Source organism: Cryptosporangium phraense (genome assembly GCF_006912135.1).
Classification (GTDB): domain Bacteria; phylum Actinomycetota; class Actinomycetes; order Mycobacteriales; family Cryptosporangiaceae; genus Cryptosporangium; species Cryptosporangium phraense.
Map to the genome: position 1 here is coordinate 25,106 of NZ_VIRS01000042.1, position 24,082 is coordinate 49,187.

Annotated in this window: 28 protein-coding genes; 15 read left to right on the top strand and 13 right to left on the bottom strand. The window is 69.9% G+C overall.

Going from position 1 to position 24,082, the window contains the following annotated elements; genetic code table 11:
- Window positions 1-92: 92 nt before the first annotated feature.
- From FL583_RS35140 to FL583_RS35150, 3 genes are read right to left on the bottom strand one after another with little or no spacing between them, the layout of a single operon-like run.
- Window positions 93-920, bottom strand: a complete 828-nt coding sequence (locus FL583_RS35140) for an alpha/beta fold hydrolase (protein WP_142709214.1) — start codon at window positions 918-920, stop codon at window positions 93-95.
- Window positions 921-966: 46 nt separating this feature from the next.
- Window positions 967-2,406: a hypothetical protein gene (locus FL583_RS35145; RefSeq protein WP_142709215.1), complete on the bottom strand. Its 1,440-nt coding sequence runs from the start codon at window positions 2,404-2,406 to the stop codon at window positions 967-969.
- Window positions 2,407-2,444: 38 nt separating this feature from the next.
- Window positions 2,445-3,416, bottom strand: a complete 972-nt coding sequence (locus tag FL583_RS35150; protein WP_142709216.1) for an alpha/beta hydrolase — start codon at window positions 3,414-3,416, stop codon at window positions 2,445-2,447.
- 109 nt (window positions 3,417-3,525) lie between these two features.
- Here FL583_RS35150 and FL583_RS35155 point away from each other — a divergent pair, with 109 nt between their 5' ends.
- Complete coding sequence (locus FL583_RS35155) at window positions 3,526-4,524, top strand: helix-turn-helix domain-containing protein (protein WP_142709217.1); 999 nt, start codon at window positions 3,526-3,528, stop codon at window positions 4,522-4,524.
- Here FL583_RS35155 and FL583_RS35160 read toward each other — a convergent pair.
- The 3 genes from FL583_RS35160 to FL583_RS35170 all read right to left on the bottom strand — a co-directional run bounded on the left by FL583_RS35160 (window position 4,513) and on the right by FL583_RS35170 (window position 6,401).
- A complete protein-coding gene (locus tag FL583_RS35160; protein WP_142709218.1) occupies window positions 4,513-5,565 on the bottom strand; it encodes an NAD(P)H-dependent amine dehydrogenase family protein in 1,053 nt (350 codons plus the stop codon). The two genes, FL583_RS35155 and FL583_RS35160, sit on opposite strands and share 12 nt — an antisense overlap.
- Window positions 5,566-5,631: 66 nt before the next feature.
- Entirely contained in the window at window positions 5,632-5,958 is a 327-nt protein-coding gene (locus tag FL583_RS35165) for a hypothetical protein (RefSeq protein ID WP_142709219.1), read from the bottom strand.
- Window positions 5,955-6,401 carry a cupin domain-containing protein gene (locus FL583_RS35170; protein ID WP_142709220.1) on the bottom strand — a complete coding sequence of 149 codons (447 nt, stop codon included), beginning with the start codon at window positions 6,399-6,401 and terminating at the stop codon, window positions 5,955-5,957. Before FL583_RS35170 ends, FL583_RS35165 begins: the two co-directional genes overlap by 4 nt.
- Before the next feature lie 93 nt (window positions 6,402-6,494).
- Here FL583_RS35170 and FL583_RS35175 point away from each other — a divergent pair, with 93 nt between their 5' ends.
- The 4 genes from FL583_RS35175 (at window position 6,495) to FL583_RS35190 (ending at window position 9,417) form a co-directional block, all read left to right on the top strand.
- Window positions 6,495-7,055 carry a TetR/AcrR family transcriptional regulator gene (locus tag FL583_RS35175; protein ID WP_142709221.1) on the top strand — a complete coding sequence of 187 codons (561 nt, stop codon included), beginning with the start codon at window positions 6,495-6,497 and terminating at the stop codon, window positions 7,053-7,055.
- 49 nt (window positions 7,056-7,104) lie between these two features.
- Window positions 7,105-7,677, top strand: coding sequence for a dihydrofolate reductase family protein (locus FL583_RS35180; RefSeq protein WP_142709222.1), 573 nt, complete (start codon window positions 7,105-7,107; stop codon window positions 7,675-7,677).
- A gap of 46 nt (window positions 7,678-7,723) precedes the next feature.
- Window positions 7,724-8,500 carry an SDR family NAD(P)-dependent oxidoreductase gene (locus FL583_RS35185; protein ID WP_142709223.1) on the top strand — a complete coding sequence of 259 codons (777 nt, stop codon included), beginning with the start codon at window positions 7,724-7,726 and terminating at the stop codon, window positions 8,498-8,500.
- A 122-nt stretch (window positions 8,501-8,622) separates the two neighbouring features.
- Window positions 8,623-9,417: an Fpg/Nei family DNA glycosylase gene (locus FL583_RS35190; RefSeq protein ID WP_142709224.1), complete on the top strand. Its 795-nt coding sequence runs from the start codon at window positions 8,623-8,625 to the stop codon at window positions 9,415-9,417.
- On the opposite strand, the gene FL583_RS35195 is transcribed toward FL583_RS35190, so the two are convergent.
- Window positions 9,418-9,942 (bottom strand): TetR/AcrR family transcriptional regulator, encoded by a 525-nt coding sequence (locus FL583_RS35195; RefSeq protein ID WP_142709225.1) that lies wholly within the window; start codon window positions 9,940-9,942, stop codon window positions 9,418-9,420. It lies immediately after the preceding gene.
- 51 nt (window positions 9,943-9,993) lie between these two features.
- Between FL583_RS35195 and FL583_RS35200 the strand changes: the two genes are divergently transcribed.
- Complete coding sequence (locus FL583_RS35200; RefSeq protein WP_142709226.1) at window positions 9,994-10,356, top strand: DUF4267 domain-containing protein; 363 nt, start codon at window positions 9,994-9,996, stop codon at window positions 10,354-10,356.
- A gap of 209 nt (window positions 10,357-10,565) precedes the next feature.
- Window positions 10,566-11,480, top strand: coding sequence for a hypothetical protein (locus tag FL583_RS35210; RefSeq protein WP_142709228.1), 915 nt, complete (start codon window positions 10,566-10,568; stop codon window positions 11,478-11,480).
- On the opposite strand, the gene FL583_RS35215 is transcribed toward FL583_RS35210, so the two are convergent.
- Window positions 11,458-11,919, bottom strand: coding sequence for a cupin domain-containing protein (locus tag FL583_RS35215; RefSeq protein ID WP_142709229.1), 462 nt, complete (start codon window positions 11,917-11,919; stop codon window positions 11,458-11,460). The genes FL583_RS35210 and FL583_RS35215 overlap by 23 nt on opposite strands.
- An 89-nt stretch (window positions 11,920-12,008) precedes the next feature.
- Between FL583_RS35215 and FL583_RS35220 the strand changes: the two genes are divergently transcribed.
- Together FL583_RS35220 and FL583_RS35225 are read left to right on the top strand one after the other, a co-directional pair.
- The gene (locus FL583_RS35220; protein ID WP_205752741.1) at window positions 12,009-12,995 is read left to right on the top strand and encodes a LacI family DNA-binding transcriptional regulator; all 987 of its coding nucleotides are present in this window, start codon (window positions 12,009-12,011) and stop codon (window positions 12,993-12,995) included.
- A 35-nt stretch (window positions 12,996-13,030) separates the two neighbouring features.
- Window positions 13,031-14,341, top strand: coding sequence for an MFS transporter (locus tag FL583_RS35225; RefSeq protein WP_142709231.1), 1,311 nt, complete (start codon window positions 13,031-13,033; stop codon window positions 14,339-14,341).
- A 33-nt stretch (window positions 14,342-14,374) separates the two neighbouring features.
- On the opposite strand, the gene FL583_RS35230 is transcribed toward FL583_RS35225, so the two are convergent.
- Window positions 14,375-15,118 (bottom strand): SDR family NAD(P)-dependent oxidoreductase, encoded by a 744-nt coding sequence (locus tag FL583_RS35230; protein ID WP_142709232.1) that lies wholly within the window; start codon window positions 15,116-15,118, stop codon window positions 14,375-14,377.
- Window positions 15,119-15,200: 82 nt separating this feature from the next.
- On the opposite strand from FL583_RS35230, the gene FL583_RS35235 reads away from it, so the two are divergent.
- Complete coding sequence (locus FL583_RS35235; protein ID WP_142709233.1) at window positions 15,201-15,797, top strand: TetR/AcrR family transcriptional regulator; 597 nt, start codon at window positions 15,201-15,203, stop codon at window positions 15,795-15,797.
- On the opposite strand, the gene FL583_RS41280 is transcribed toward FL583_RS35235, so the two are convergent.
- Together FL583_RS41280 and FL583_RS35245 are read right to left on the bottom strand one after the other, a co-directional pair.
- Entirely contained in the window at window positions 15,773-16,348 is a 576-nt protein-coding gene (locus FL583_RS41280) for an FAD-dependent monooxygenase (protein ID WP_205752742.1), read from the bottom strand. The genes FL583_RS35235 and FL583_RS41280 overlap by 25 nt on opposite strands.
- Before the next feature lie 361 nt (window positions 16,349-16,709).
- Window positions 16,710-18,242: a hypothetical protein gene (locus FL583_RS35245; RefSeq protein WP_142709234.1), complete on the bottom strand. Its 1,533-nt coding sequence runs from the start codon at window positions 18,240-18,242 to the stop codon at window positions 16,710-16,712.
- A 943-nt stretch (window positions 18,243-19,185) separates the two neighbouring features.
- Here FL583_RS35245 and FL583_RS35250 point away from each other — a divergent pair.
- Entirely contained in the window at window positions 19,186-19,821 is a 636-nt protein-coding gene (locus FL583_RS35250; protein WP_142709235.1) for a hypothetical protein, read from the top strand.
- Complete coding sequence (locus FL583_RS35255; RefSeq protein WP_142709236.1) at window positions 19,818-20,588, top strand: hypothetical protein; 771 nt, start codon at window positions 19,818-19,820, stop codon at window positions 20,586-20,588. The genes FL583_RS35250 and FL583_RS35255 overlap by 4 nt, the downstream gene beginning before the upstream one ends.
- 214 nt (window positions 20,589-20,802) lie before the next feature.
- Here FL583_RS35255 and FL583_RS35260 read toward each other — a convergent pair whose 3' ends face one another.
- Both FL583_RS35260 and FL583_RS42635 read right to left on the bottom strand, forming a co-directional pair.
- On the bottom strand, window positions 20,803-21,198 hold the full coding sequence (locus tag FL583_RS35260) for a hypothetical protein (protein ID WP_142709237.1): 396 nt from the start codon (window positions 21,196-21,198) through the stop codon (window positions 20,803-20,805).
- 401 nt (window positions 21,199-21,599) lie between these two features.
- The gene (locus tag FL583_RS42635) at window positions 21,600-21,725 is read right to left on the bottom strand and encodes a hypothetical protein (RefSeq protein WP_276611665.1); all 126 of its coding nucleotides are present in this window, start codon (window positions 21,723-21,725) and stop codon (window positions 21,600-21,602) included.
- Window positions 21,726-22,075: 350 nt separating this feature from the next.
- On the opposite strand from FL583_RS42635, the gene FL583_RS42640 reads away from it, so the two are divergent.
- From FL583_RS42640 to FL583_RS35270, 3 genes are all read left to right on the top strand, one after another.
- Window positions 22,076-22,210 (top strand): hypothetical protein, encoded by a 135-nt coding sequence (locus tag FL583_RS42640; RefSeq protein WP_276611559.1) that lies wholly within the window; start codon window positions 22,076-22,078, stop codon window positions 22,208-22,210.
- A gap of 184 nt (window positions 22,211-22,394) precedes the next feature.
- Complete coding sequence (locus FL583_RS40565) at window positions 22,395-22,571, top strand: hypothetical protein (RefSeq protein ID WP_170324035.1); 177 nt, start codon at window positions 22,395-22,397, stop codon at window positions 22,569-22,571.
- Window positions 22,572-22,709: 138 nt separating this feature from the next.
- Window positions 22,710-23,117: a DUF6980 family protein gene (locus FL583_RS35270; protein WP_142709239.1), complete on the top strand. Its 408-nt coding sequence runs from the start codon at window positions 22,710-22,712 to the stop codon at window positions 23,115-23,117.
- Window positions 23,118-24,082: the final 965 nt, after the last annotated feature.

The following is a 24,082-nucleotide window of genomic DNA, read 5'->3' on the forward strand; positions in this document are numbered from 1 at the left end:
TCGACGTCGGCTCACTCTGGGGTGCGCACGGCGTTGCGGACCGTCGGCGGCGGCCGAGCCACGCCGATCCCCACCCAGGGGACGAGCCGGCGTCAGGCGTGGTCGCGGAGGAACGAGAGGATCAGCGCGGCGGTCCGGTCGGGGTACTGGGTGTGCGGGTAGTGACCGGCGCCCTCGACCAGCTCGAGCCGGGCCAACCCGGCCGGCATCGCGGCCACGATCGCCTCGCCCTCGGCCCGCGGGTCCACCCAGTCGGGGTCCTGCGTGCCCTCGATGATCAGCACCGGGCAGCGGACGTTGCCGAGCTGTGCGCCGGCGTCCTTGGGAGCCGACAGCCCCATCTTCTGCATGGCCTTCATCCGGCCGGGCTCGCGCATCAGCGCGTCGACCCGCTGGACGTCGACGGCCCAGTCGGCCGGCTTGACGCCGGGGAACGCCAGCGCGCGGTAGCTCCTCCAGAGCTTGACGCTGCCCAGCAGGCCGGTGCCGAGTAACCGGAACGCGCCCCTGCGGTAGTGCGTGTGCCGGAAGTCGCCGAGCCGCATCGACGTCGGCCGGGTGAACGGCGCGATCTCGACGATGCCGGTGATCAGCTCGGGCGCCTGCGCGGCCGCGATCGTGGCCGCGCCACCGGAGATCGACTGCCCGACGAGCACGGCCAGGCCGCCGAGGTGGCGGATGACCGCGATCAGGTCACCGGCGATGTCGGTGCGGGAGTACGACGGCCAGCCGACGCTCGACTCGCCGCAGCCGCGCAGGTCGACGGCGGCGACGCGGTACCCGGCCGCGGCCAGCTGCGGAGTGACGAAGCGGTAGGACTCGCGGCTGTCGCCCATGCCGTGGGCCAGCACGACCAGCGGCCCGCTGCCGGTCACCTCGTAGGCGATCGTCCCACCGTCGACGTTCAGGAACTCAGTCATGGCATTTCCCTTCCGGCTAACTTTGTTATCCAGAAGGCTAATGCTATTAGCTACGGACGTCAAGCAGGAGGACGCGGTTGCGATCGGAGGCCCGCACGCGCCAGCCCTCGGCCTTCGCCTGGGCGACCAGCGGGCGGTGCGGCATCAGCAGCAGGCAGTGGACCTCGTGGCGGGCCAGCTCGGCGAGCGCGCCGGGACGCCCTTGGATCAGGCCCTGCTGGTGGGTGATGAGCTCGGCGCCGTAGACGTCGTTCCGCCCGTCGAGCGCGACGCGCACCCCGTCCTCGGAGCGGCGCAGGATGAGATAGCCGCCGTCGTCGTACTCGTTGAGCACTCGACAGCCGTCCGGAATCGCCTGCACGGTGGCGTCGGTGGGATAGCTGGCCGGGGTCGGACGTCCGAGGTCGGGCAGTCGGACCAGGCTCACGACCAGCAGCGTGGCGGCGAAGCCGGCCGCGGTGCCGCTGGACAGGAACGCGACCCGGCGGCGGCGCGGACCGGCGCGCCAGTCGACGCCGGACGCCCAGGAGGCGACCGCGGGCACCGCGAGGATGAGCGCCATCGGCGCGAACCGGATCGAATCGACGCTGGCCAAGAGCAGGATGCCGGTCGCGCCGGTCCAGACCGCGAGCAGCGGCTCCCGCGGACGACGCCGCCACCCGGCGGCGGTGAGCGCGACCGCGAGCGCGGCGCCGAGCCAGGTGAAGAGCGTCAGGCCGTTCGCGCGCCAGAGCGGGGCCCACTCGGGGATCAGCGCGGCCGACGCATCCCTGGTCGCGAGCGCGGAGCTGAGCGCGTCGGTGCCGAACGGTGAGCTGAGGCAGCCGAGCAGCACGACGGTCGTGATCACCGCGGCTCGGGGACGCGCGCGCCGTTGGGCGAGCATCAGGGCACCGAGCCCCGCGGCCACCGCGGGCACCGCCGCCAGCGCGGCCAGGTGCAGGTTCATCCACAGCACGACGAGCAGATACAGCCCGGCGAGGCCGACCAGGAATCGACGCCCGCTCCACTCCATGAGCCGGGCCGCCAGCAAGACGACGATCGGCAGCAGCGCGTACGTCAGCGTCTGCGGGCGGGCGCTGAGCCAGAGCACCAACGGCAGCACCAACAGCGTCGTACTGACCGCGAGGACCTCCGGACGCACGCCGAGCGCGCGCGCCGGCAGCCCGACGCCCACCCCGACCACCGCGACGCAGCACAGAGTGCAGAGGGCGAGCCCGATCGGGCCGGCCGAGGTGTAGGCCACCGAGAGCAGGACGTCGAACAGCCAGGAGTTGGGGTGCCAGGTCCGGCCGGCCAGCGACCAGGAGAACGTGTCGGGGAGGAACACCGTGTGCCGGTGCCGGATCTCCGTGCCGGTCTGGACCTGCCAGAACGTGTCGCCCTCGGTGAACCATCCACTACGAGCGGCCCCGACCAGCGCGAAGATGGCCAACCCGACCGCCAGCGGCGACCCCCGCACGCCTCTTTCGGCAGCAACCCGCATGATCCATAGATTCGGCCGGGCGGGGACCCGGTGAAGCTTTATGCGCCGAGTAGGCGGCGGAGCCAGCGTAGGCGGGCCTCTCGGGTGTCCTCGGAGAGCGCCGCGTGCGGCACGAAACCGTCGTAGCCGTGGAATCCGCCCGGCCAGACGTGCAGTTCGCACTGCCCACCGGCCTGCCAGATCGCGCTCGCATAGGCCACCGCCTCGTCGCGGAACGTCTCGGCCGAACCGACGTCGACCAGGGCCGGCGGCAGGTTCCGCAGGTCGGTGGCGCGGGCCGGGGCCGCGTACGGGGACACGTCGGCCGTGCCTCGGGCCTCGCCGAGCAACGCGCCCCAGCCGGCCGCGTTGGCCTGGCTGTCCCACACCCCGAGGCCGGTCATCTGGACGGCCGAGACCGTGTCGTTCCGGTCGTCGAGCATCGGGCACATCAGCACCTGACCGACCACCGCGGGCCCGCCCCGGTCCCGGGCCAGCAGCGCGAGCGCAGCGGTGAGCCCACCGCCCGCGCTGGCTCCGGCGATCACCACCCGGGACGGGTCGATCCCGAGCGACACCGCGTTCGCGGCCACCCACTCCAGCCCGGCGTAGACGTCCTCGATCGGCCCGGGGTGGGGCGTCGCCGGAGCCAGGCGGTACTCGACCGACACGACGGCCGCACCGAACTCCTCGGCCCAGGTCAGCACCGAGTCCAGGCCGAGCCGGTTGTCGCCGGTGATCATCCCGCCGCCGTGCGTGTGGTAGAAGACCGGCGTCGGGCCGGGCGCGTCGACCGGCCGGATGATCAGCAGCGAGATCTCGGGACTGTCCGGCGGCCCCGGCACCGACCGCTCCTCGACGCTGAACCGGCCGTTGCGGGTCAGATCCTCGTCGGTCAGCGGCACCATCAGCGCCGGCTGATCGCCGGCCGGGACCTCACCGCTCATCAGCGACGCGAGCAGCGGAACGATCTGCTCCAGTGCGGCGGCGAGCTCGGGGTCGTAGGGCGTGGGCGGGCCGATCACCGTCATCGCGACTCCTTCGTTGCGGTGGAGTCCCAGTCTCAGTCCTGGTCACCGATCCGGGCAGCCGCCAATGGCCGCGATGTTAAGGTCGCTACCCGACATATGGCGGTGGCTCGTGCGCGAGTTGATCAACAAGCTCAGCGTCGTCGACGGCGACGCGGCGACCGCGCTGCGCGTGATCTCGCACTTCGAGGCCCTCGTCGACCAGCGCGCCTCCACCCCGGCGATGCTGCGGGCCGCGGCCGCGCTGGCCGGCTGCCCGGCCGGGCTGCACGACGCCGGCCGCGGGGTACACGTCTGTTTCGACGCCCGGGGCCGCCGCCTCCCGGCCGACTCCGTCCCCTCGTCGGCGACCGTCGAGCGGTGGGAGCGGCTGACCGTCTGGCTCACCCGCGACGGGGCCGCCGGCCCGCTCGACCAGCTGATCCTCGAGCGCTGCGCCCGGAGCATCGACGCGGTCGCGCAGACCCGCGACGCCCATCCGTCGCTGGCCGCGATCCGGATCGCCTGTGACCCGGACTCCGGCCTCGCCGAGCGCCGGGCCGCGGTCCGTCACCTCGGGCTCGGCGCGACCGTCGAGGTCGTCGCCACCTCCGTCGGCGAGGCCGACGGCCTCCCGCCCGGCCCGGTCCTCGACGGCCTGCGCATCCACCTGCTCGCTCCGTCCGACGTCGTCCCGACGGCGATCGCGGCCGGTCGCACCACCTCCACCAGCGACGATCTCCCGGACGCCCGGCGCCGAGCGGCCACCGCCCTGCGCCTGGCCGTCGACCCGATCACCGGCGGCCCGGTCCACGTCCGCTACGAGGAGCTGGGCAGTCTGGCCGCGCTGGCCGAGCAGTTCGACGCCGAAGCCGCCGCCGCCGTCCCCGACGTCCGGCGGATCGAGGAGCTGTGCGCCCAACGGCCCTGGGTCACCGCGGTGATCGACGCGGTGCTGAGCCACAGCAGCATCCGGGAGGCCGCCCGGCGGCTGAACCTGCACCACTCGACGCTGCACCAGCGCATCGTCTGGGTCGAGTCCCACCTCGGGTACGCGCTGCTCAGCCCGGCCGGCTACGCCCGCGCGGCCACCACCGTCGCGCTCTGGCGGATCGCCCGGTCACCGGGCTAGGTCCGGGTGGGCGCGGCCGGTCACCAGCGAAAGATCGACGAACGTGACGACGCCGGGCGGCGCCGCGCAGACGGCCGGTATGGAGTTCACGCAGTGCGCGGCGGTCGCGACGACGCCCGGGTTCCGCCCGGCGTCGGCGACCGTCGACGGCGTCCAGCCGTTGATCACCACCGTGCACCCCGGATCGCCCTGCACCTCGACCTCGTAGCGCTCCCCGGCCGGACCGAACGTCCACGGCGGGTCCAGGTGCTCGTCCCCCATGAACCAGTTGACGGCGACCCGCACCACCTTGCGCTCCCCCACGAACGCCTCCCACGCGAACCGCTGAGCCGCGACCTCCCCGGGCCGGATCGTCCCGGCCGGCCCCTCGATCGGTGCGGTCGCGACCGCGATCTCGTGGCTCGGGCGGATCTCGGCGTCGGCGAACCCGAGAGCGTCGAGGCACATCTGCACCGACTGCGTGAACCCGCCGCTCAGCCGGCGCAGCAGGGACCCGGCCCGCGCCTCCTCGGGCGGACCGCCGAACCCCATGAAGTACCGGACGACGTCCGGCGCGCCGTACGTCCGGACGTCGGAGAATTCCTCGCCGCGCACGAACGTCACCGCCGACGACAGGCCGGCGAAGAACAGCGGGTGCTGCTCGGTCACCCCGCCGGGGTCGATGCCGGTGCCGTGCAGGCTGACCCCGCCCTCGACGGCGGCCGCCTCCATGGCCGCCCGCTCCTTCGGCCCCGGCCAGAACCAGCCGACCGGCGTGACGACGTTCTTGCCCGAGCGGAGCAGGGCCGCGACCTCGGCCGGGTTCGGCACCAGCGGCGCGTACAGCACGCAGTCGGCGTCCGACCGCAGGATTTCGTCCTGGTCGTTCGTCGCGGGGACGCCCAGCGGCCCGATCCCGGCGATCTCCCCGGCGTCCAGGCCGGCCTTCTCCGGGCCGTGCACCCAGCAGCCGACGAGGGTCAGGTCGGGGTGCAGCACGAGGTGTTCGATCGCCGCCCGGCCGACGCCGCCGGTTGCCCACTGGATCACGCGGTAGGTCATGGCCGCGATTGTGGACACTCGCGGAGCCGCCCGGGCGGGTTTCGCCGGGCGTCCACCGCGACCGGTTCATCGCGCAGCGATGGCCGTGGCGACGTGAACGACGACGAGAACCGACGCGCCGGCGATCATCGCCCATTTCCGGGTGGCGAGCCCGATCGCCGCGTCACCGACCTGGGCCGCCGCGGCCGCGAGCAGCACGACCACCACCGCGGGCCCGGTCCAGAACAACGGAACGAGCCCCGCGGCCACGCCCAGCGGCACGCCCCGGACCGCGTACATCCAGGCGAAGAACCGGTCACCCTCGCTCAACGCCTCCGGCCGCACCCCACCGAGCACCGCGAACCCGACGCTGACCAGCGCGGCGAGGGTGTTGGCGAGCAGAAGAACGGTCACGCCGGCTCGGTGCCGTACTTGGTCCAGACCGCGGCGACGGTCTCGCGCGTCAGCGGCTGCCCGGATTCGACCATCGACTTCAGGTCGCGGAAGTACTGCACGTACAGGTCCGGCGTGAACGTGTTCAGCATGACCGCGGTGTCGTCGCCGACGTTGGCGAACGTGTGCGGCGCCCCCGGCGGCACCATCACCCAGGTGCCGGCGGGCGCGTCGTGGTCGTCCTCCCCCACCGTGAAACGCACGCTGCCCGAGAGCACGTAGAAGCCCTCGTCGTGCTGGGAGTGGCGGTGCTGCGGCGGGCCGGCCGTGTGCGGCGGGATCACGATCTCGCCCAGCCCGAGCCGGTGGGCGGTGTTGCTGCCGTCCTCGAGGATCCGGATCCGCGTCGGCCCGTTGACGATGAGCTCGCCGTCGTCCGGACCGACGATCGACACCGCGACCATGTCGCCTCCTGGGTAGTTGGTGCCTGCACCTTAGGAGGGTTCACTCGCTTAATGCAAGTGCGCTCTCATAAAGGGAGGGTGCTATCGTCGGCCATGCGCACCAACCAGATCGAGCGCACGCGGTCGGCGATCGTCGCGGCCGCCCGCGAACTCGCCGACTCCGGTGCGGAGATCTCGATGCCGGCGATCGCGGCCGCGGCCCGGGTCTCCGAGGCGACCGCCTACCGCCACTTCCCCGACCTGGTCACGCTGCTGCGGGCCGCGGTGATGGTGGAGGACCAGGTCGCGGTCCTGCGGTCGGTCGTCGAGGGCGACGATCCGGTCGAGCGGGTCGGCCTGGCCGCGGAGATCCTCGGCCGGGCCGTGCTGCGCCGCCAGGGCGCGGTCCGGATGGTCGTCGCCTCGACGATCGCGAAACCGTCGACCGCTCCGGACCGTCCGGTCCAGCGGTTCGCGCTCATCGAGCACGCGCTCGCCCCCTGGGTCGAGAAACACCCCGATTTCGACGTCGACGAGCTCGTTCGTGACCTCTCGGTCGTGATCAGCGCGGAGTCGGTGTTCACGCTCCTCGACCTGTGCCGACTGCCGCCCGAGGAGGCGATCGCGAGCCTGGTGAGCACGGCCCGGAAAATTGTTTCGGCGGCGGTGTCGTAGCCCGGGCACGGCGCTCGTAGTAGTGGCAAAGAGTTCAGGAGGAAACACCATGCGCACTCTGATCAGCACCGCGTTCGTCTCGCTCGACGGCGTGGTCGAGGCCCCGGGCGGCGAGCCGGGCTACCGCAACTCCGGCTGGACGTTCAAGAACGTCGAGTTCCTGCCCGAGGCCTTCGAGATCAAGGGCCGCGAGCAGGAGGAGGCGGCCGCGATGCTGATGGGACGGGTCAGCTACCAGGCGTTCAGCCCGGTGTGGCCGGGCATGGACGACTTCGCGCTCTACAAGGTGATGCCCAAGTACGTCGTCTCGACCACCCTCGCCGAGAACGACCTGGTCACGAACTGGGGCGAGACCACGATCCTGCGGTCGGTGGACGACGTCGCCGCCCTCAAGGAGACCGACGGCGGGCCGATCATCGTGCACGGCAGCGCGTCGCTGAACCAGAGCCTGTCCGACGCCGGCCTGATCGACCGCTACCACCTGCTGGTCTTCCCGCTCCTGCTCGGTGCGGGCAAGCGTCTGTTCAGCGCCACCGACAAGGACGCCCAGAAGCTGACGCTGGTCGAGTCGGCGACCTACCCCAACGGCGTCCAGAAGAACGTTTTCGACGTCGTGCGCTGACCGCCGTTGGCTACAGTCAGGCCTGACTACTTCTGAGGGGACGAATATGGACATCAATGGCGCTAGTGCCATCGTCACCGGAGGCGCGTCGGGTATCGGTGCGGCTGCGGCCCGCCAGCTCGCCGCCAAGGGTGCAACGGTCGTCGTCGCCGATCTGCAGGCCGACAAGGGCGAGGCGCTCGCGAAGGAGATCGGCGGCCTCTTCGTTCGGGTCGACGTCACCGACACCGACCAGATCAAGGCGGCTGTCACCGCGGCGACCGAGATCGCGCCGCTGCGCGCGGTGGTCAACTCGGCCGGCATCGGCTGGGCCCAGCGCACGGTCGGCCGCGACGGCGAGTTCGACTCGGCCCACGACCTCGACGCGTTCCGCAAGGTGATCGCGATCAACCTGATCGGGACGTTCGACATGACCCGGCTGGCCGCGACCGCGATGAGCCGCAACGAGCCCGACGCCGACGGCGCCCGCGGCGCGATCGTCAACCTGGCCTCGGTGGCCGCGTTCGACGGGCAGATCGGCCAGGCGTCGTACTCGGCCTCGAAGGGCGGGGTCGTCGGCATGACCCTGCCCGTGGCCCGCGACCTGGCCGCCATCGGCGTCCGCCTCAACACGATCGCGCCCGGGCTGATCGACACCCCGATCTACGGCGAGGGCGAGGGCGCCGACGCGTTCAAGGCCAAGCTCGGGGCGAGCGTGCTGTTCCCGAAGCGGCTCGGGGTCGCCGACGAGCTCGCCAGCATGGTCGTCGAGGTGCTGACCAACAGTTACATGAACGCCGAGGTCATCCGCGTCGACGGCGGCATCCGGATGCCTCCGAAGTAGAGCGTCGGGCCGGGTGCGCCGCAGGCGCGCCCGGCAGCGGCGCCGCGGGCGGCCCGTCAGCGGCGCGGCAGCGGCGGCACGGGCGGCGCGGCAGCGAGGCAGCGCGGCTAAGCTGCCGAAGCGTGCCTGAGCTGCCCGAGGTCGAATCGGCCCGAAGCGTCATCGAGAGATCGGCCCTGAAGCGGACGATCGTGGCCGTCGACGACACCGACAGCTACGTGTGCCGCCCGCACCCACCGGGCCAGATCCGCGACGCGCTGGTCGGCACCGAGCTCATCGCCGCGCACCGCCGGGGCAAGACGATGTGGTGCGACACCGCGACCGGTCCGGTGCTCGGCCTCCACCTGGGCATGTCCGGCAAGATCGTGATCGCCGACGCGGACGGCCACGAGGTCGACGGCGGCGACCATTGGGAGTACGGCCGCGCACCCGGTGACTACCGGTTCTCCCGGTTCGCGCTCACGTTCGCCGACGGCGGCGTCCTCCGCCTGCTCGACCCGCGCCGGCTCGGCCGCGTCCGCCTCGACCCGCGGCTCGACGACCTCGGTCCGGACGCCGCGACGATGACCGGCGCGCAGTTCGCGCGGGCCTTGACCGGCCGGGCGCCGATCAAGGCGCGCCTGCTCGACCAGCACGCCCTCGCGGGCGTCGGAAACCTGCTGGCGGACGAGATCCTCTGGCGGGCCAAGCTGAACCCGGCCCGGCCGGTCGACGCGATCACCGACCCCGAACGCCGACGGCTCTACCGCGCGCTGCACACGACGATCGAGGAGGCGCTGCGCAACGGCGGGGTGCACACGCTGCCGCTGGTGCCCGAGCGCCGGCCCGGCGGCCAGTGCCCGCGCGACCACACGCCCCTGGTCCACGGCGCGGTCGGCGGCCGCACGACGTACTGGTGCCCGAAGCACCAGCTCTGATCACCCCGTCAGCATGTCCAAGGCCAGTTCGAAACGGGCCTGCACCTGGCCGGGGGCCAGGCGACCGCCGGCCTCGAGCGTCGCCAGACCGTGCAGGAGTGACCAGGCGACCTCGGCCCGGGTGTCGTCCGGGAGCACCGCGCGCATCCCGGCGAACGCCCGCCGGAGCGGCGCGGGGGTGTCGTCGACCGCGAACGGCAGCCCGGTCGGCATCGAGAACATCGCGTCGTAGACGCGCGGGTGCGCGGCCGCGAAGTCGAGGTAGGCGCGCATCCGCGCCCGGAGCGACGCATCCGCCGCGGCCAGCGCGTCCGCGAGATCACCGAAACCCTGCTGCGCCACCGCGTCGATGAGCGCCTGCCGGCTCGCGAAGGCCGAGTAGAGCACCGGCTGGGTGACGCCGAGGTCGCCGGCGAGGCGACGCATCGTGACGGCCGCCCAGCCGGCCGACTCGGCGACTTCGCGGGCGGCCCGGATGACCTGATCGCGCCGCAGGTTCAGGTCTGGAGCTGGTCGCGGAGACATAGGTGTAGCCTAGCACCGTTAAATAACACTGTTAGACAACGGAGCACCGTCATGACCATCGCTGCCTTAGTGATCGGCATCACCGCCTGCGTCGCCATCGTCGTCATCGGACTGCGGTTCCTGCTGACGCCCGCGCGGGCGATGACGGACTTCGGCGTCGCCGCGGACAGCCTTCGCGCGATGAGCGCGGCCAAGGGCGTCCGCGACATCACGTCGGGCGTGGTGCCGCTCGTGGTCTGGGCCGCCGCCGGGCGCAACGCGCTCGGCTGGACGCTGGTGGCCGCGGCTCTCACGCCGATCGGCGACGCCGTCATCGTGGTCCGGAACGGCGGGAAGCTCTCGACGGCGCTGACCATCCACGGCCTCACGGCCGCCGTGCTCGTCGTCGTCGGCCTGGTCCTGGCGCTGGCCTGATCAGGAGGCCGCCGTCGCGACGAGAAGGGCGGTCGTCCGGATCGAGGAGGCGGAGGCCGATCTCGTCGGTCAGCACGTGCGGCGCGCCGTCGAGCCGGACGTGCAGCGCGCCAGTTGTGGGTTTCCGGGGATGACGCGGTCGACTTTGGTCGATGGGGCACGGTCTCTCGGCCGCTGCCCCGGCGCCGCGCGCTCGCTGTGCTGGACCCATGGTCTTCCGGCCGAGTCTGACGATCCTGGTCCTCGCGCCCCTGCTGGGCGAATCGCTCTCCACCGCGACGCCGCCGCTCGACGTGCTGCTGTGGGGACCGGTCGTGCTGGTGCCGCTCTACGGGTGCGGTGCGTTGCTCGTCCGCGAGCTGTCCCGCCGCTACGGCCGGGGGCTGATCCTGCTGGCGGCGGCCTACGCGGTGTACGAGGAGGCCCTGGTCGACGGGTACTGGTTCGACCCCGGGTACGCCGAGAAGGTCGGCATCGGCGGGTACTCACGGGTCGGCGGCACGAACCTGCTGATCGCCGCGCATTTGACGGTGTTCCACGTGGTCGTGAGCATCGGCGCGTCGATCGTGATCGTCGAGCGGCTGTTCCCGGCGCACCGGAAAGAACCGTGGGTGCCCGGGAAGTGGCTGGTGGTTCCGCTGCTCGCCTTCGCGTCGGTGCCGGTGGTCACCGCGGAGGACTACGTGCGCGGCCCGGTCATCGCGCCCGCCCTGCTGTTCGGGCTGCTGGTCGTCGCCGCGTTCGTCCTACCCCGGCGCGGCCCCCGGCCGCGGCCGAGGGCCGAACCGGGGCCGCGCCTCGCGGGTCTGCTGGCCTTCGCCTGCTCTGGCGCCCACTTCGTCCTGGTGTACACGGTGCCGCACCTGCCCGCGCCCTGGCCGGCGGGGCTGGTGGCGGCGTTGTTCCCCGTAGCCCTGGGCGCCTGGCTGGTGCCGCGCCTCTCCCCCGGTTCCGCCCTGCCCGGCGTCACCGGCGTGCTCGTGCAGACCGCGCTCGTCGCGGCCGCCGTCGGGCTCGGCGGCCGCTACGACCTGACGGTCTGGGCCCTCGTCGTCGTGGTCCTGCTGTGGTGGCTGAACCGAGGCGAGCGGCAGGCGCGGCTCAGCGCGGCGGCCCCACGATGACGCTGCCGTACCGCTCCGCGGCCGCCGGGTCCGGCGTGATCGTGAACCCCTCCGGACGCGGTGTCGCCTTGTCGCGCCCGGCCTCCCGGAACATCCCTTCGATGCCGGCCGGCGTGTTGATCATCAACAGGTCGGCCTTCTTCGACGTGATGCGGTACGCGTGCGGCACGTTCCTGGGCAGGAAGACGATCCCGCCCTCGGCGAGCTCGTACTCCTGGTCGTCGTACCAGACCAGCGCCGTGCCCTTGATCAGCAGGAAGACCTCGTCCTCCCGGGTGTGCTTGTGATACGGGGGCGCCTCCCCTTCGGCGACGTCGAAGCGGCCGACCATCAGCTGGCCGTCGGTCGCCCGGCCGTCGAGCAAAATGCCGAGCGTGCCGCCGTCGAGCCATTCGAGCTGCTGCTGTTGTTCGGGTTGCGCGAGGTAGAGCTGACTCATGGCGCGATCATCCGCCCGCCGTCCACCCCGATCCAGGGCCGATCCGGCCCAGGCACGCCGATCGACCCGCGGATCGGTACCGTGTGAGCGTGGGTCGCCAGCAGCCCGGTAAGCGTGCCGCCACCCAGGCGGACGTCGCTCGCTACGCGGGCGTGAGCGGCGCCGTCGTCAGCTACGTCGTCCACAATGGGCCCCGTCCGGTCTCGCCCGAGACCGCCGCGCGGGTGCGCGAAGCGATCCGCGTCCTCGGTTACCGGCCGAACGCCAGCGCGGCCGCGCTGCGCACCGGGTCGTCGAAGCTCCTCGGGCTCGTGCTGCCGGAGTTCGACAACTCGATCTGGGCCGACCTGGCCGTCGCGGTCAGTGACTGCGCCAACGCGCGGGGCTACGACCTGATCACGGCCAGCAGCGGGGGCGACGTCACGCTCGAGCAGCAGCACATCCAGAGCCTGTCCGGACGTCAGGTCGAGGGTCTGCTGGTCACCTGCGTCGAGATGATCGACCCGGCGATCGACGGCGTCGCCGACATCCCGACCGTGCTCCTCAACGTGTTCTCCGATGCCCCGGGCGTGACGAGCATCGGCGTCGACGCCCGCCAGGGCGCGATCGACGGCGTCGAGCACCTGCTCTCCCACGGCTACGACACCGTGGGGCTGATCGCGCATCGGGGCATCGACCTACGGGAAGAGGGTTGGCGTCAGGTGCGCGAGGCGCCGCTCGGGCCGATCGAGCGCGACGCCTCCACCCGGCAGGGCGGCTACGACGCCGCCCGGCGGATGTTCGGCTCGCCCGACCGGCCGCGGTCGGTGTTCGTGTGCAGCGACATGCAGGCGGTCGGCTGTCTCCGGGCGCTCTGGGAGCTCGGGCTGCGCGTGCCCGACGACGTCGCGATCGTGTCGTTCGACGGAACCGTCGACTCCCGGTTCACCGCTCCGCCGCTGACCGCCGTTCAGCAACCGATCGCGACGATGGCCCGGATCGCCGTCGACCTCGTCCTGGACGGGCCGGTCAACGGCGTCCACCACCGGGTCGTCGAGCCCACCCACCTGGTGATCCGGGAGTCCTGCGGCTGTTGAGCGTCGGCCGATCTATACGTATAGTCCGACGAGCGATGACAGCACTCACCGACGCGCCGCCCGCGTTCCACCTCGTCCTGCGGAATCCGCTCTATCGGGGCGCGACGATCGCCCTGTTCCTGGCCGGCATCGGTTACTCGGCGGCGGCTCCCCAGATGTCGCTGTTTCTGGTCGACGACCTGCACGCCTCGCTCTCGACGGCCGGCCTGTTCGCGCTGACCAACCTCACCGCGCCGCTGGCCGGCTACCTCATCGGTGCCCGCTCCGACCGGATCGGCGACCGGCTCGGACTGTTCCGGCTGTGCTCGGTGCTGGGGTTCGTCGGCTGGGCCGTCATCGCGGTCTCGACCCAGCTGTGGGTGCCGATCGTCGTCAACACGCTGGTGCTGGGCTTCGCCGGGGCGGCCACGTCGCAGCTTTTCGCGGCGGTGCAGGACAAGCCGGTGCCGGGGCTCGACGGCGTGATCGGGATCGTCCGGATCGCGCTGGTCGCGGGCTGGGTGGTGGGGCCGGTGCTCGGTTCGCTGCTCGCGGCCTGGACCGGCGTCCGGGTCATGCTCTTCGCGACCGCGCTGTGCCTGCTCGCCCAGATGCTGCCGCTGGGCAGGCAGCGGGCGCGCGTCGCCCCGCACCACGAGACGCACCGGTTGGCCGCGCGAGGCCCGATGCTCCCGCTGATCCTGTTCACCGCGCTGACCGTCGTCGTGTACGCCGGCGACACGATCAAATTCGCCTACCTGCCCCTGCACATGAGCCGCGACCTGCACTTCTCGTCGGGCCTGTCGGGGGCGATCATGGGCACCCAGCCGATGGTCGAGGTGCTCGTCATCCCCCCGGCGATGGCGCTGGCCCGCCGGTTCGGTGCGCTCCGGTTACTCACGCTCACGTCCGCGCTCGCCGTCGCCGGAGCGCTCTGCTTCGCGCTCAGCCACAACGCCGTCGGGCTGTTCGTCGGACAGGCCCTCATGGGGTGCCTGTGGGGCAGCTTCGGCGGCCTCGGCATCCTCGTCGCCCAGCGTCTGCTGCCCGCCGCCGTCGCGACGGCCTCGGCCATCTTCATCAGCGCCGAGCCGGTCAGCACCGCGCTCGGCGGGCTCGCCGGAGGCCTGGGGGTCGACCCGCTGGGGCTCGACCACGTCTTCCTCGTTCCCGCCGTGCTCGCCGCCGTTGCCGCGGTCGGCTTGGGCGTGATGAGCGCAGTCCCGTCCTTGAAGGCGACGACTCAGGACGACGTATTGCCCGCCGGCGCCAACGACCTCCAGCCGGGCGACGTCGAGATGGTGGCCGTCCCGGGCGTTCTCCGGGTCGAAGCCGACGATGACCGGAAACCCGACCCGGAACAGTAACCAGGGCCAGGGACGGCCGCCGGACCGGCGCGGTCAGCCGGGCAGGAGGCTGCGTTCTCCGCCGTGGACGGCCATGACCGTGCCGTTCACGTAGCTGCTCCGGTCCCCCACCAGGAACAGGACGACGTCCGCGATCTCCTCCGGGTCGCCGATCCGGCCGCGTGCGTTCGTCTGGTCCAGCGCGTCGGGGAAGGCGGCGAGCAGCGGCTCGGTGCCCGACGTGCGGACCGGCCCCGAGGAGACACCGTTGACCCGGACGCCGGCCCCGCCGAACTCGGTGGCCCAGTAGCGGGTCAGCGTCTCCAGCGCGGCCTTCGACGCGCCGTACGCGGCCCCGATCGGCGCCACCGCGGTCGCCGCGGTCGAGCTGACGTTCACGATCACGCCGGACCCGCGCTTGACCATGCCCGGCGCCAGCGCCGCGACCAGCATGAACGGCGCCCGGGTGTTGATCGCCAGGTGCCGGTCGACGCTCTCCACACTCGTGTCGGCGGTCGGGGCGAACTCGTAGATCCCGGCATTGTTCACCAGGATGTCCACCTCCCCGGCCTCGACCGCCAGCCGCGCGGTGTCGGCCGCGTCGGCCAGGTCGGCGGCCACGAACCGGGCCCGGCCGCCCCGCCGCGCGATGCCGGCGACGACCTCGGCCCCCCGCTCCGGGTCCCGGCCGTGCACCACGACCTCTGCTCCGTTCTCCGCGAGCCGTACGGCGACGGCGCGGCCGATGCCTGCGGTCGCTCCGGTCACCAGCGCCAGTTTTCCTGCCAGGTCCGACATCTCGACTCCATTCTGGGTTGATGAACCCACTTTCTAGTCCGAGATTTTGGGTTGCGCAACCCAGTCGAGCTACGCTGGGGGCGTGGCACTGACGCGCAAAGGGCAGGCGACCAGGGAACGCATCCTCGACGCGGCCACCGAACTCATCGCCCAGCACGGCGTGGCCGGCACCAGCACCGAGGACGTGCGCAAGGCGGCGGGCGTCGGCGGCTCGCAGCTGTACCACTACTTCGACAGCAAACAGGCGCTGATCAGGGCGGTCATCACCCGCCAGGCCGAGGCGCCGCTCGTCCCCGGGCAGCCGGTGATGGGCGCCCTCGACAGCTTCGACGCCCTCCAGGCCTGGGCCGACGCCGCGATCGAGAACCAGGAACACCACGGCGGCCGCGGCGAGTGCTCGCTGACGACACTGGCCGGCGAACTGGGCCCCACCGACGAGCAGACCCGCGAGGACCTCTGCAACGCGTTCGGGCGCTGGCAGTCCCTGCTGCACGACGGCCTGGGAGCGATGCGCGAGCGCGGCGATCTGCGTCCGGAAGCCGACCTCGACGAGCTCTCGCTCGCCCTGCTCACCGCACTGCAGGGTGGCAGCCTGCTGAGCCAGACGCTGCGCACCGCCGACCCGATGCGCGCCTCGCTGACCGCCGCCCTGGCCTACGTCCGGTCGTTCGGCGCCTGACCGGTGATCCGGCGGAGCACGCTGGTCAGCGTGGCCGGGCACAGCCCCTGGTCGGAGCGCGCGGCGGCCGCGGCCGCCCGCCACGCCGACCCGTCCGCGTGGGCCAGGACCGTGAAGCCCGGCCCGCAGAGGTCGAGGGTGGAGACCTGACGTCCGTCGTGGTCCAGCCAGTCGTGCGGAACGCGCGTGATCGCACCGGCGTCGAGCTGACGGGCCCGGTCGGCCGCGTTGTCCGGGGTCGGCACCCTCCCCCACCGGGCTTCCGGCGCCGTCGGCGGCCAGCAGGTAGTGCTGTCGTCCCCACCGAGGCAGCCGGCGAGGCCGCGGAGGTCCGACGCTTCGGAGTCGAGCACGGTCGTGCCGTGCTGGGCGCCGCCGAAGGCGCCGCGCGCGAGCGCGGAGGCCGCGGCCCGCTGCACCTGCTCCTCGACCCCCACCTGCCGGAACATCTCGACGGTGCGGGAGTGGACCCCGCGCGAGCGGGGCAGCACCGAGGCGCCGTCCCGCCGCTCGACCAGCACGAAGTCGACGCCGTGGTACTGCAGGAACAATCGCTCAGCGAGACGGTGCCACGATTGGATCGGCTCATGTTTTCGTTGCCCGGGGCGATCGATCGAGTCTATTGACGGCACCCATTTCGACCGGGGCCAGGTCGGGTCAGAACGGCAGGTGAGTGCATCATCTCGGAGGAGTTGTCAGGCGGGCCGCCGACACCCCTGCTCGCCCGACGACCTCGAACGCGAGCCATGGTGACCCGACAACCCCGCTGATCGTCGACGACATCGTCGGCGGCGACCTCGTCTTCGGCGAAGTCCACCTCCGCGGAGAACCGGCTACCCAGCGGCGTCGACATCGCTTGGACCGCTGCGCCGCCGGCCGTCATCGCCGCCCAGGGACGGACCGCCGCTTCCGTCAGACGCGCCGAAGGTGATGACGGCTTGCCATACGCGCCCATTCCGTGGCCAGCTTCCGGTGAGCGGTGTCGTCGGTCCTCGCCGCCAGCGCCCGGAGATCGCCAGCTGCCCCTGGCCGGCCTTCCAGCCAGACAGCAGCCAGGGCATCCCGGACCGGCGGCGAGCCATCGGCCGCGGCGGCGATCACCACCTCGGCGGTTTCGTCCCGGAGACTCTCCACGGTCGGCACTTCGACGCCCTCGCCCCGGAGGTGTGCCGCCATGAGCGCTGTGCCCAACGGCGTCAACACCGCCTGGTCCGTGTCGAGCTCGACCACACCGAACATTGCCAGCGCCTCCAGCGCGCGCCGGACGTCGTGATCGGACGCCTGCCGCCACGGGGTGTCCCGCTCTGCGACGTCGATCAGCTCTGCGGCAGCAACGATTCCAGCAGCGATCTCCTGCAAATCGGCCACCGGTACCGATTCCTGCGCCAGGTACAGACCCATCACTAGGCCGAAGGTCACCTCGTCGAAATGCCAGCGCACCGTCGATCCGGTCCAGTCTGCACCGCAAACCACCTCGCCCATGCCGAAGAACGCGTCGAACGCGCGAGAGCTCAGCGCCACTGGATCCTGGAGCACCTTGCGCGTGCTCTTCACCGGCAACAAACGCCCTTTGGCGATCCGCACGATTCGCGCGGCTCGGGCCCAAGCCAGCACGAGTGATGTTTCGTACAGTTCTTCGCTGCTCGTCGTCTTGAACCTTCGGTGCCCGATCTGCGGGTCGACCACGTCAGCCAGGTCAAGTATGCCGATCACCTCGCGGGCATCGGCCAGGCGGAGGCGACCGGTAGCCGTCAAGGTACGCCCGTCGCCGACCCACTCGACGAAGTCGACGAGACGGTTCAGCATCCGTGACTTCGTAGCTGCGGCACGCAGTTCGTCGTCCGGCAGGAGTGCCACCACCGGCAGCGGCGGGGGCGGCTCGGCGTCCAACCGCTCGAGATGACCGGCCATGACCTGCGCGAGCGTTGCCTCGTCCACCTCGACACGGCCCGCGCGTACGTCGTCGATGAAACGCTGAGCGGCTGTCGGGTCACCCGGGTCGACGCCGGTGTCGAGCATTCGCAGCGACCAGAATTTCGCCGGTCCGTACCGAGCCGGATCAGCCATCGCCCGGTCGAACTCGTCCACCAGCGCATCGAGCGCGGCATGCAGAACTTCCGGGTCCGCACCACGGGCATCCGCGAGGCCGCGCTCGTACAAGAAATCGATGAATCCCCGCACCGTCGGTAGGACCGTCGCCCACTCGTCAGCGCGCATCGTGACCGCACGCGGGAACCATTCGCACAGCAGCAGGCGGAGATCTTCCGGCTGCCAGCGGCCGAGCAGCCCGTCGCCCTCTGACCACCGGTACTCGACCATCACCTCGACCACGAACGGATCAGCCGACGCTCGGCGCCGGCCGGCCCAACGCCCGAACTCCGCGACCAATCGATCCCGGGCTGGATAGAAGACGTCCTCCGGCGCACGCGTGAAGACCATCCGCATGCCGCCGCACTCTACGGTCAGCCCACGCGGCAAGGAGACCCGCGTACGCACCGGGCACTGCGGCCTGGCCCGCATACCGTTCCCGGTGCGTCAAGCAGAACGGCGACGGGGACGGGGACGGGGACGGGGACGGGGACCAATTACCAGAGAACGGGCGAATGACAACCGAGGACTGACCAGGGTCGGCTCACCGGTTTCGCACACAGTTGAATAGTGGGCCGGTGGGGGCAATGTGCAAACCGGCCCGTCCTACTACCAGGCACCCCGCTGCCGGTGCGTTTGCGCAGTTCACGGGAGCTCTGAACCCCGATCCAAGCATGCTACAGCGCGTCGTACGGTTCATTCGGACCGAAACGCGCCCTGGCTCCCTGCCATCTGAGAATCGTCCGCCGGATGCGCGGCGAGGTACTGCCGGATCAACACCGCCAGCACATCCACCGCCCTCTGGTACTGCTCCTGCGTCATCGGAACGAACTGCGGAGCGCACAACCGCACCTCCGGCAGCCGCCCGCCACGACGATGAACCACAACCACCACTCCCCAGCCGGCCGGCCCGGTCGAGCACACCGACCGTAGCCGCCAGCAGCAGTCAGACGCTGCCCTAGGGCTCCCAGGCGGGAGCTGCAAGGACATGGACGTCATGAGCAGGTAGAGACATGCCGCATCAGATGTGCCCCACTCTCCCACTTTGCCGATAGATTCACCAATTGACGGACGGTTCTTCCTCATACATGGTCAGGGAAGTCAGAGACCCATCATGGTGCACCAAATTGACAATCCCTCCATAGCACCCGAAAGAACCTCTGAAATGCATATTTACATTAGACCTGGAACGGCACCTTTATCCGCGCTGGCATAAATTGAAATTCGACATGACGGACCTTTATGAAATGGCCCGTCTCGGCTAGTACGCTAGGGATCCCACCAGTGTTAGGAGCACTGCATGGAGGTCAGCGAGACGCTGAAGAAGGCGTGGAGTGCTGTCGAGAACGCCGGTCTGCCCGACAAGATTCACGAGATTGCTTTCCGCGAAGCGGTGCGACTGCTCGCCCCTGCCCCGATTGGGGCTGCTGCCCCTGCCACCGCAGCTTCGCAGGTGTCTGGCCAGACGGAGAAGTCTGGTTCGCCCGGCGGTGGTATGGCGGGCAGCGGGGGTTCTATCGGCGATACATCGAAGATAGTTGAGGACGAGAGCATCCTGCTCGACAAGGTCGCACAGCACACTAACGTGCCGCGCGGGAGGGTGGATGAACTCGTGCACCTGGACGGCGGAGTCCTGAAGGTGAGCATCCCCGGCATAAGGTTGGGTAAGAGCAACGCGGACAAGACTCGGGCGATTGCACAGATCCTCACCATCGTCCGCGGCTTTGGGTTGGACGAGGACGAGACCTCGCTGGAACTCGTGCGGGCAGAGGCTCAACGGCTCAAATGCTACGACTCGGCGAACTTCTCGTCGCAGGTCAAGGCGCTAAACGGCTATCTGATCACCGGCAACGGCGCCAACCGCCGCATCCGGGCGAAGGCCGCTGGCATCGCTGCGTTCCCTGCGCTAGTAGACAGCCTGCTAGGCGAGTCGTGACCTCGCTCGACGTTCGCACCCGGCAGGGCTTCGTCGCGGCGGGCATCCCTGCCGAATTGGTGAAGGAACTGCTGGAGGCGTTCGCCGAAGCCAAGCGGCGGTTCTACCGCGATGACCTGCGACCCTCCGAGATCGAGGGTGCTCGATTCTCGGAGGCCGTGTTCCGCATCCTCGAATGGTCGACGACTCAGCAGTACACGCCGCTCGGGCGCGACCTGCCTAAGGTTCCGACCCTGATGGGCAAGTTGGAACAGGCCACGGCAGCGCCAGAAAGCGTGCGCTTCCACATTCCGCGCACATTGCGCCTCATCTACGACGTCCGGAATAAGCGGGACGTGGCGCACCTCGGTGACGGCATTGACCCGAACCAGCAGGACGCAACGATGGTCGTCCGGAATATGGAGTGGGTGCTCGCTGAACTGGTGAGGCTCTATCACAACGTGTCGGCCACCGAAGCGCACGGAATAATCGTGGACTTGGTGTCGAAGGACGTGCCGCTGATACAAGTCTTCGACGGCTTCCCCCGAGTGCTCAAGCAGTTGAAGGCCTCCGACCACCTGCTTGTCCTGCTCTACTGGCGCGGTACAGATGGTGCTACCTTCGCCGAACTTCACTCTTGGGCGCGTGCCGAAATGCGCGCAAACCTCAAGCGCACGCTCAGCACGCTCGACGGTAAGGACCTCATCCACCTTAACGGCGACCGGTACGTGCTCACGCACCTCGGCGAGCAGAACGTCGAGGAGCGCAAGTTGCTCGAACCGCAGTAGGTCGCTCCGAGAGAGCCCGCGAGACGGGTCAGACCGGCCCTCTCGCGGGGCAGGTTCACCGCTTCGTTGGGTTGTCCCGGCTACGTTCCACTCGGCGTGCATGTCGTTGAGGCGGCCAGGTCGAGAGTTCGGGCGTCCCAAACTCGGACGGGGTCGGCCAGCAATCCGGCGGCTTCGTCGCCAGTCGGTCGAGGCAGTGCGTCCAGGGCTGGAGTTACATGCCGCCCTTGAGATAGATGCCCCAGAGCACGACGTCTCGGCACCTGGTGAGCGCGGCTAAGACGACGTTCAGAACTCCACTCCTGCCGGAACCGACCACGCCACCGATTAGGCCGTGCTTCCGGAGCAAGGTGACGCGGACGGGGCCGGCGTCTTCGTAAATTCCGAGTCCGATCGGTTCGGCGATGCTGCGGGCGGGCGACCCGCGCCAGGGGATGGATTCGGCGTGGGGGCCGCGGATCAGGATGTGATCGGCGCGCACCGGGTCGGCTTCGACACCTAGCACCACGGGGCGCAGGCCGAGGCCGGATTCCAGCGCCGGGAGCCGGTTGAGCGTGTCGGTGACGGTCTGACCCCTCGCGAGGGCGATGCGGGGCGCGCCAGCCCCCACGCGTCGACCAGGGCGGGCACGACGCGGGAGTCGGCCAATTGGATAGACTTCGTCATCCGCCGACGGCGTGGCCGGACTGGAGAGCAAGACCCGCCTGCGCGCCAGCCGCCGTCAATTACGGATCAGATGGGGCTGGTCTTTGCACAGCTCATAAGCACGCGCAGGGGTTCGATCCCCAAGCGGTCGTCCACGGATCGGGGTGACCCGTTGTGACGATCTGGCGATGGGCGGAACTGCGGCGTTTGAGCACGTCAGACGGCTCGTCGCTCTGCGGGGTGGGCCGGTGGTGGCAATGTGCAAACGGCCCGTGCTACTACCCGGCACCCCGCTGCCGGTGCGTTTGCTCAGCTCACGACTACCGTGAGCAGAATCCAGACGGGCGCCGCCGCGCGCCGCGCGGATCATTTAGACCGGAACTCGCCGTGGATCCCGGCGACCCTCGAATCGGCCGCCGGACGCGCGGCGAAGTACTGCCGGATCAACACCGCCAGCACATCCACCGCCCTCGCGTACTGGTCCTGCGTCATCGGAACGAACTGCGGAGCGCACAGCCGTACCTCCGGCAACCGCCCGCCCCGACGATGGGCCACAATCCACCACTCCTCAGCCGATCGGCGCAGACGAGCACCGACCATAGCTGCCAGCAGTAGCCGCACGCTGCCCCGTCAACACCAGCCGACGGACAGACCAGAGCGGTAGCAGCGGCACGAGAGCGCGGCGGTGCGTCGCACGGCCGCTCGAGACCACGCAGGTCGACTGTTGTGAGGCGAACATTCCCGGCGTCACGCCGCCGATCGAACGGTGCGCCGTTCCGCGCGAATCTGGTTCCAGGACGGGGAAACACCTTCCCCGCGAAACTCTCCGGAGGCTGGACGACATGAGCGGCTGCTACGACAACTCGTACGACTACTGCAACGACAACTACTCGTACGACTACGACTGCCGCCCGCGCCGTCGCCACCACAAGCGCCGTCACCACAACGACTGCTGGGACTACAGCTACTGCAACTGACCCCACCAGCCCGCCAAAAGGCCCGGAGCAAATTCGCTCCGGGCCGTTCCACGTCGACACACGGCCGGCCGGCACGATGATGAGCGTACGGCCGCTATGCGGCTACGAGAGTGCACGCCCGACCGAGACAGCGACTCGTCGAAAACATGACACCGCTAACCGGCTTCGGGCTACGGTCGCCGCCATGACCGACCCCGACGCGGTGCGCCTTCGACAGATCGCCGATGAGCTACGGGAGATCCGGAACCGCACATGCGAACCGAAGAGTAACCAGAATCCTCGATATCACCGGCTATCGATGGCGGTGTCGTCGGTCGAGTTCGCGGCCGACGACATCGACGACGAGGCTGCGCTGGACTGACCGTTCACGACGCTCGCTGCGCTGATGAGAGTTAGTCGAGACGAAACGGCCGGCACGCCACCGGCCGACCGCGTGCCACGCTCGCGACGGCCACGCCGCCCGCGGCCTTGAGTCCGAGCGCGGTGGCACGATGGCGGCGTGAGTGACCAGATCGACGACCACTCGTGCCCGATGCTGGCCCGGCAACTCGCCCAGACCTGCGACCAACACCCGTCTCCATGGGACTGCGCCCACCACGTCGTCGTGCGGCTGGACGACGGGCGCTACGGGCTGCCGGTGCGTACGGGCCCGGACGGCTCAGCGTCTAGTTGGATTGAGATCTGGCACTGCCCGTGGTGCGGCGCCGCGCTACCCGGTCACCGCACCCACCCGGCCCCGGACGACGGCGCCGACCGAGGTAAAGCCCTGACCAACGAGGAGATCGACGCCCGCATAGACGCCTGGCACCACGGCGCCGGGGGCGCGATGGCGATGCATGAGTACCTGGGGTGGACGTGGGAGGAGTACCGGGCCTGGGCCGAACGATCCGAGTTGCCCCGAGACTGACACCCCCGAATACCCACGACGGTGGCCAGACGGCATCGTCCAAGTTCTCACCGCACTGAACGCGGCATGTGCGGATGTAGCGAGTCGAACGTAGGCGTCATCGGCATGATCGCGGGTGCGGTGGTTCGGGCGAATTGGATATCCAGTCGCAACCCCGCCTAACGTGGGTTGACAGACGGCTGACCGCCGATGAGCTGAATGGGCACCGGAAGCCGCACGACCGGACATTCGAACCTGAAAGATGGCGTACCCGTTCGGACTCGATGACGATGATCGACTCCCTCCACATTTTCCAATACACTTACGCCCTGGGGCGGATGCAAGAGTTGGCAGAGCACGCTGCGGTGGGGGATGCGATGCCCAAGGCGACGGCAGAAGTTGTCGAAGACTGGAAGAATGTAGTTGTTCACGGTCCTGGACTGTCTTGCCAACCGTATCTTTTTGATATCTTGTGCGAATCTCATACGTTGTTTCTGCCCGGCAATGAACCCGGACCCCGTCTTTCCCCGAGAGCAAGAACGATCCTTGGGTTCGGTGCGGCATCGCTTCCCCCGCTAGCGCTTCTCGCGACAGCGCTCAAATTCGGACCATTGCCACTAATTGTTTTAGCCAACGCAGTACTAAGCTGCCTCCTACTTCTACCCCTTCGCAATATTCCCGGCCTGCTTCCGACTGCAACGACGACCTGGTTTCTTGCTGGATTAGCAGCCGACCTTGATCACTTTGCCCTAGCAAATCGACGCCTTATCCTCAGTGGGCTATTGCTTGCATTCTCGGCGTTCTGGTCACTCGGCTGCTGGATCGAGTCCCGCTTAGCCTTTCCAAGTTTACGGAGCTCCCACTCGAATACTATCGGACCGTCGCCAGTAGCCGCCCCCGCGGTTGCGACAGCACTCTTGATTGCACCAGTTACGGGCACTTTAGCTCTTCTAGGTCACCTAGGCCTGCTATATGAATTTCCGTCC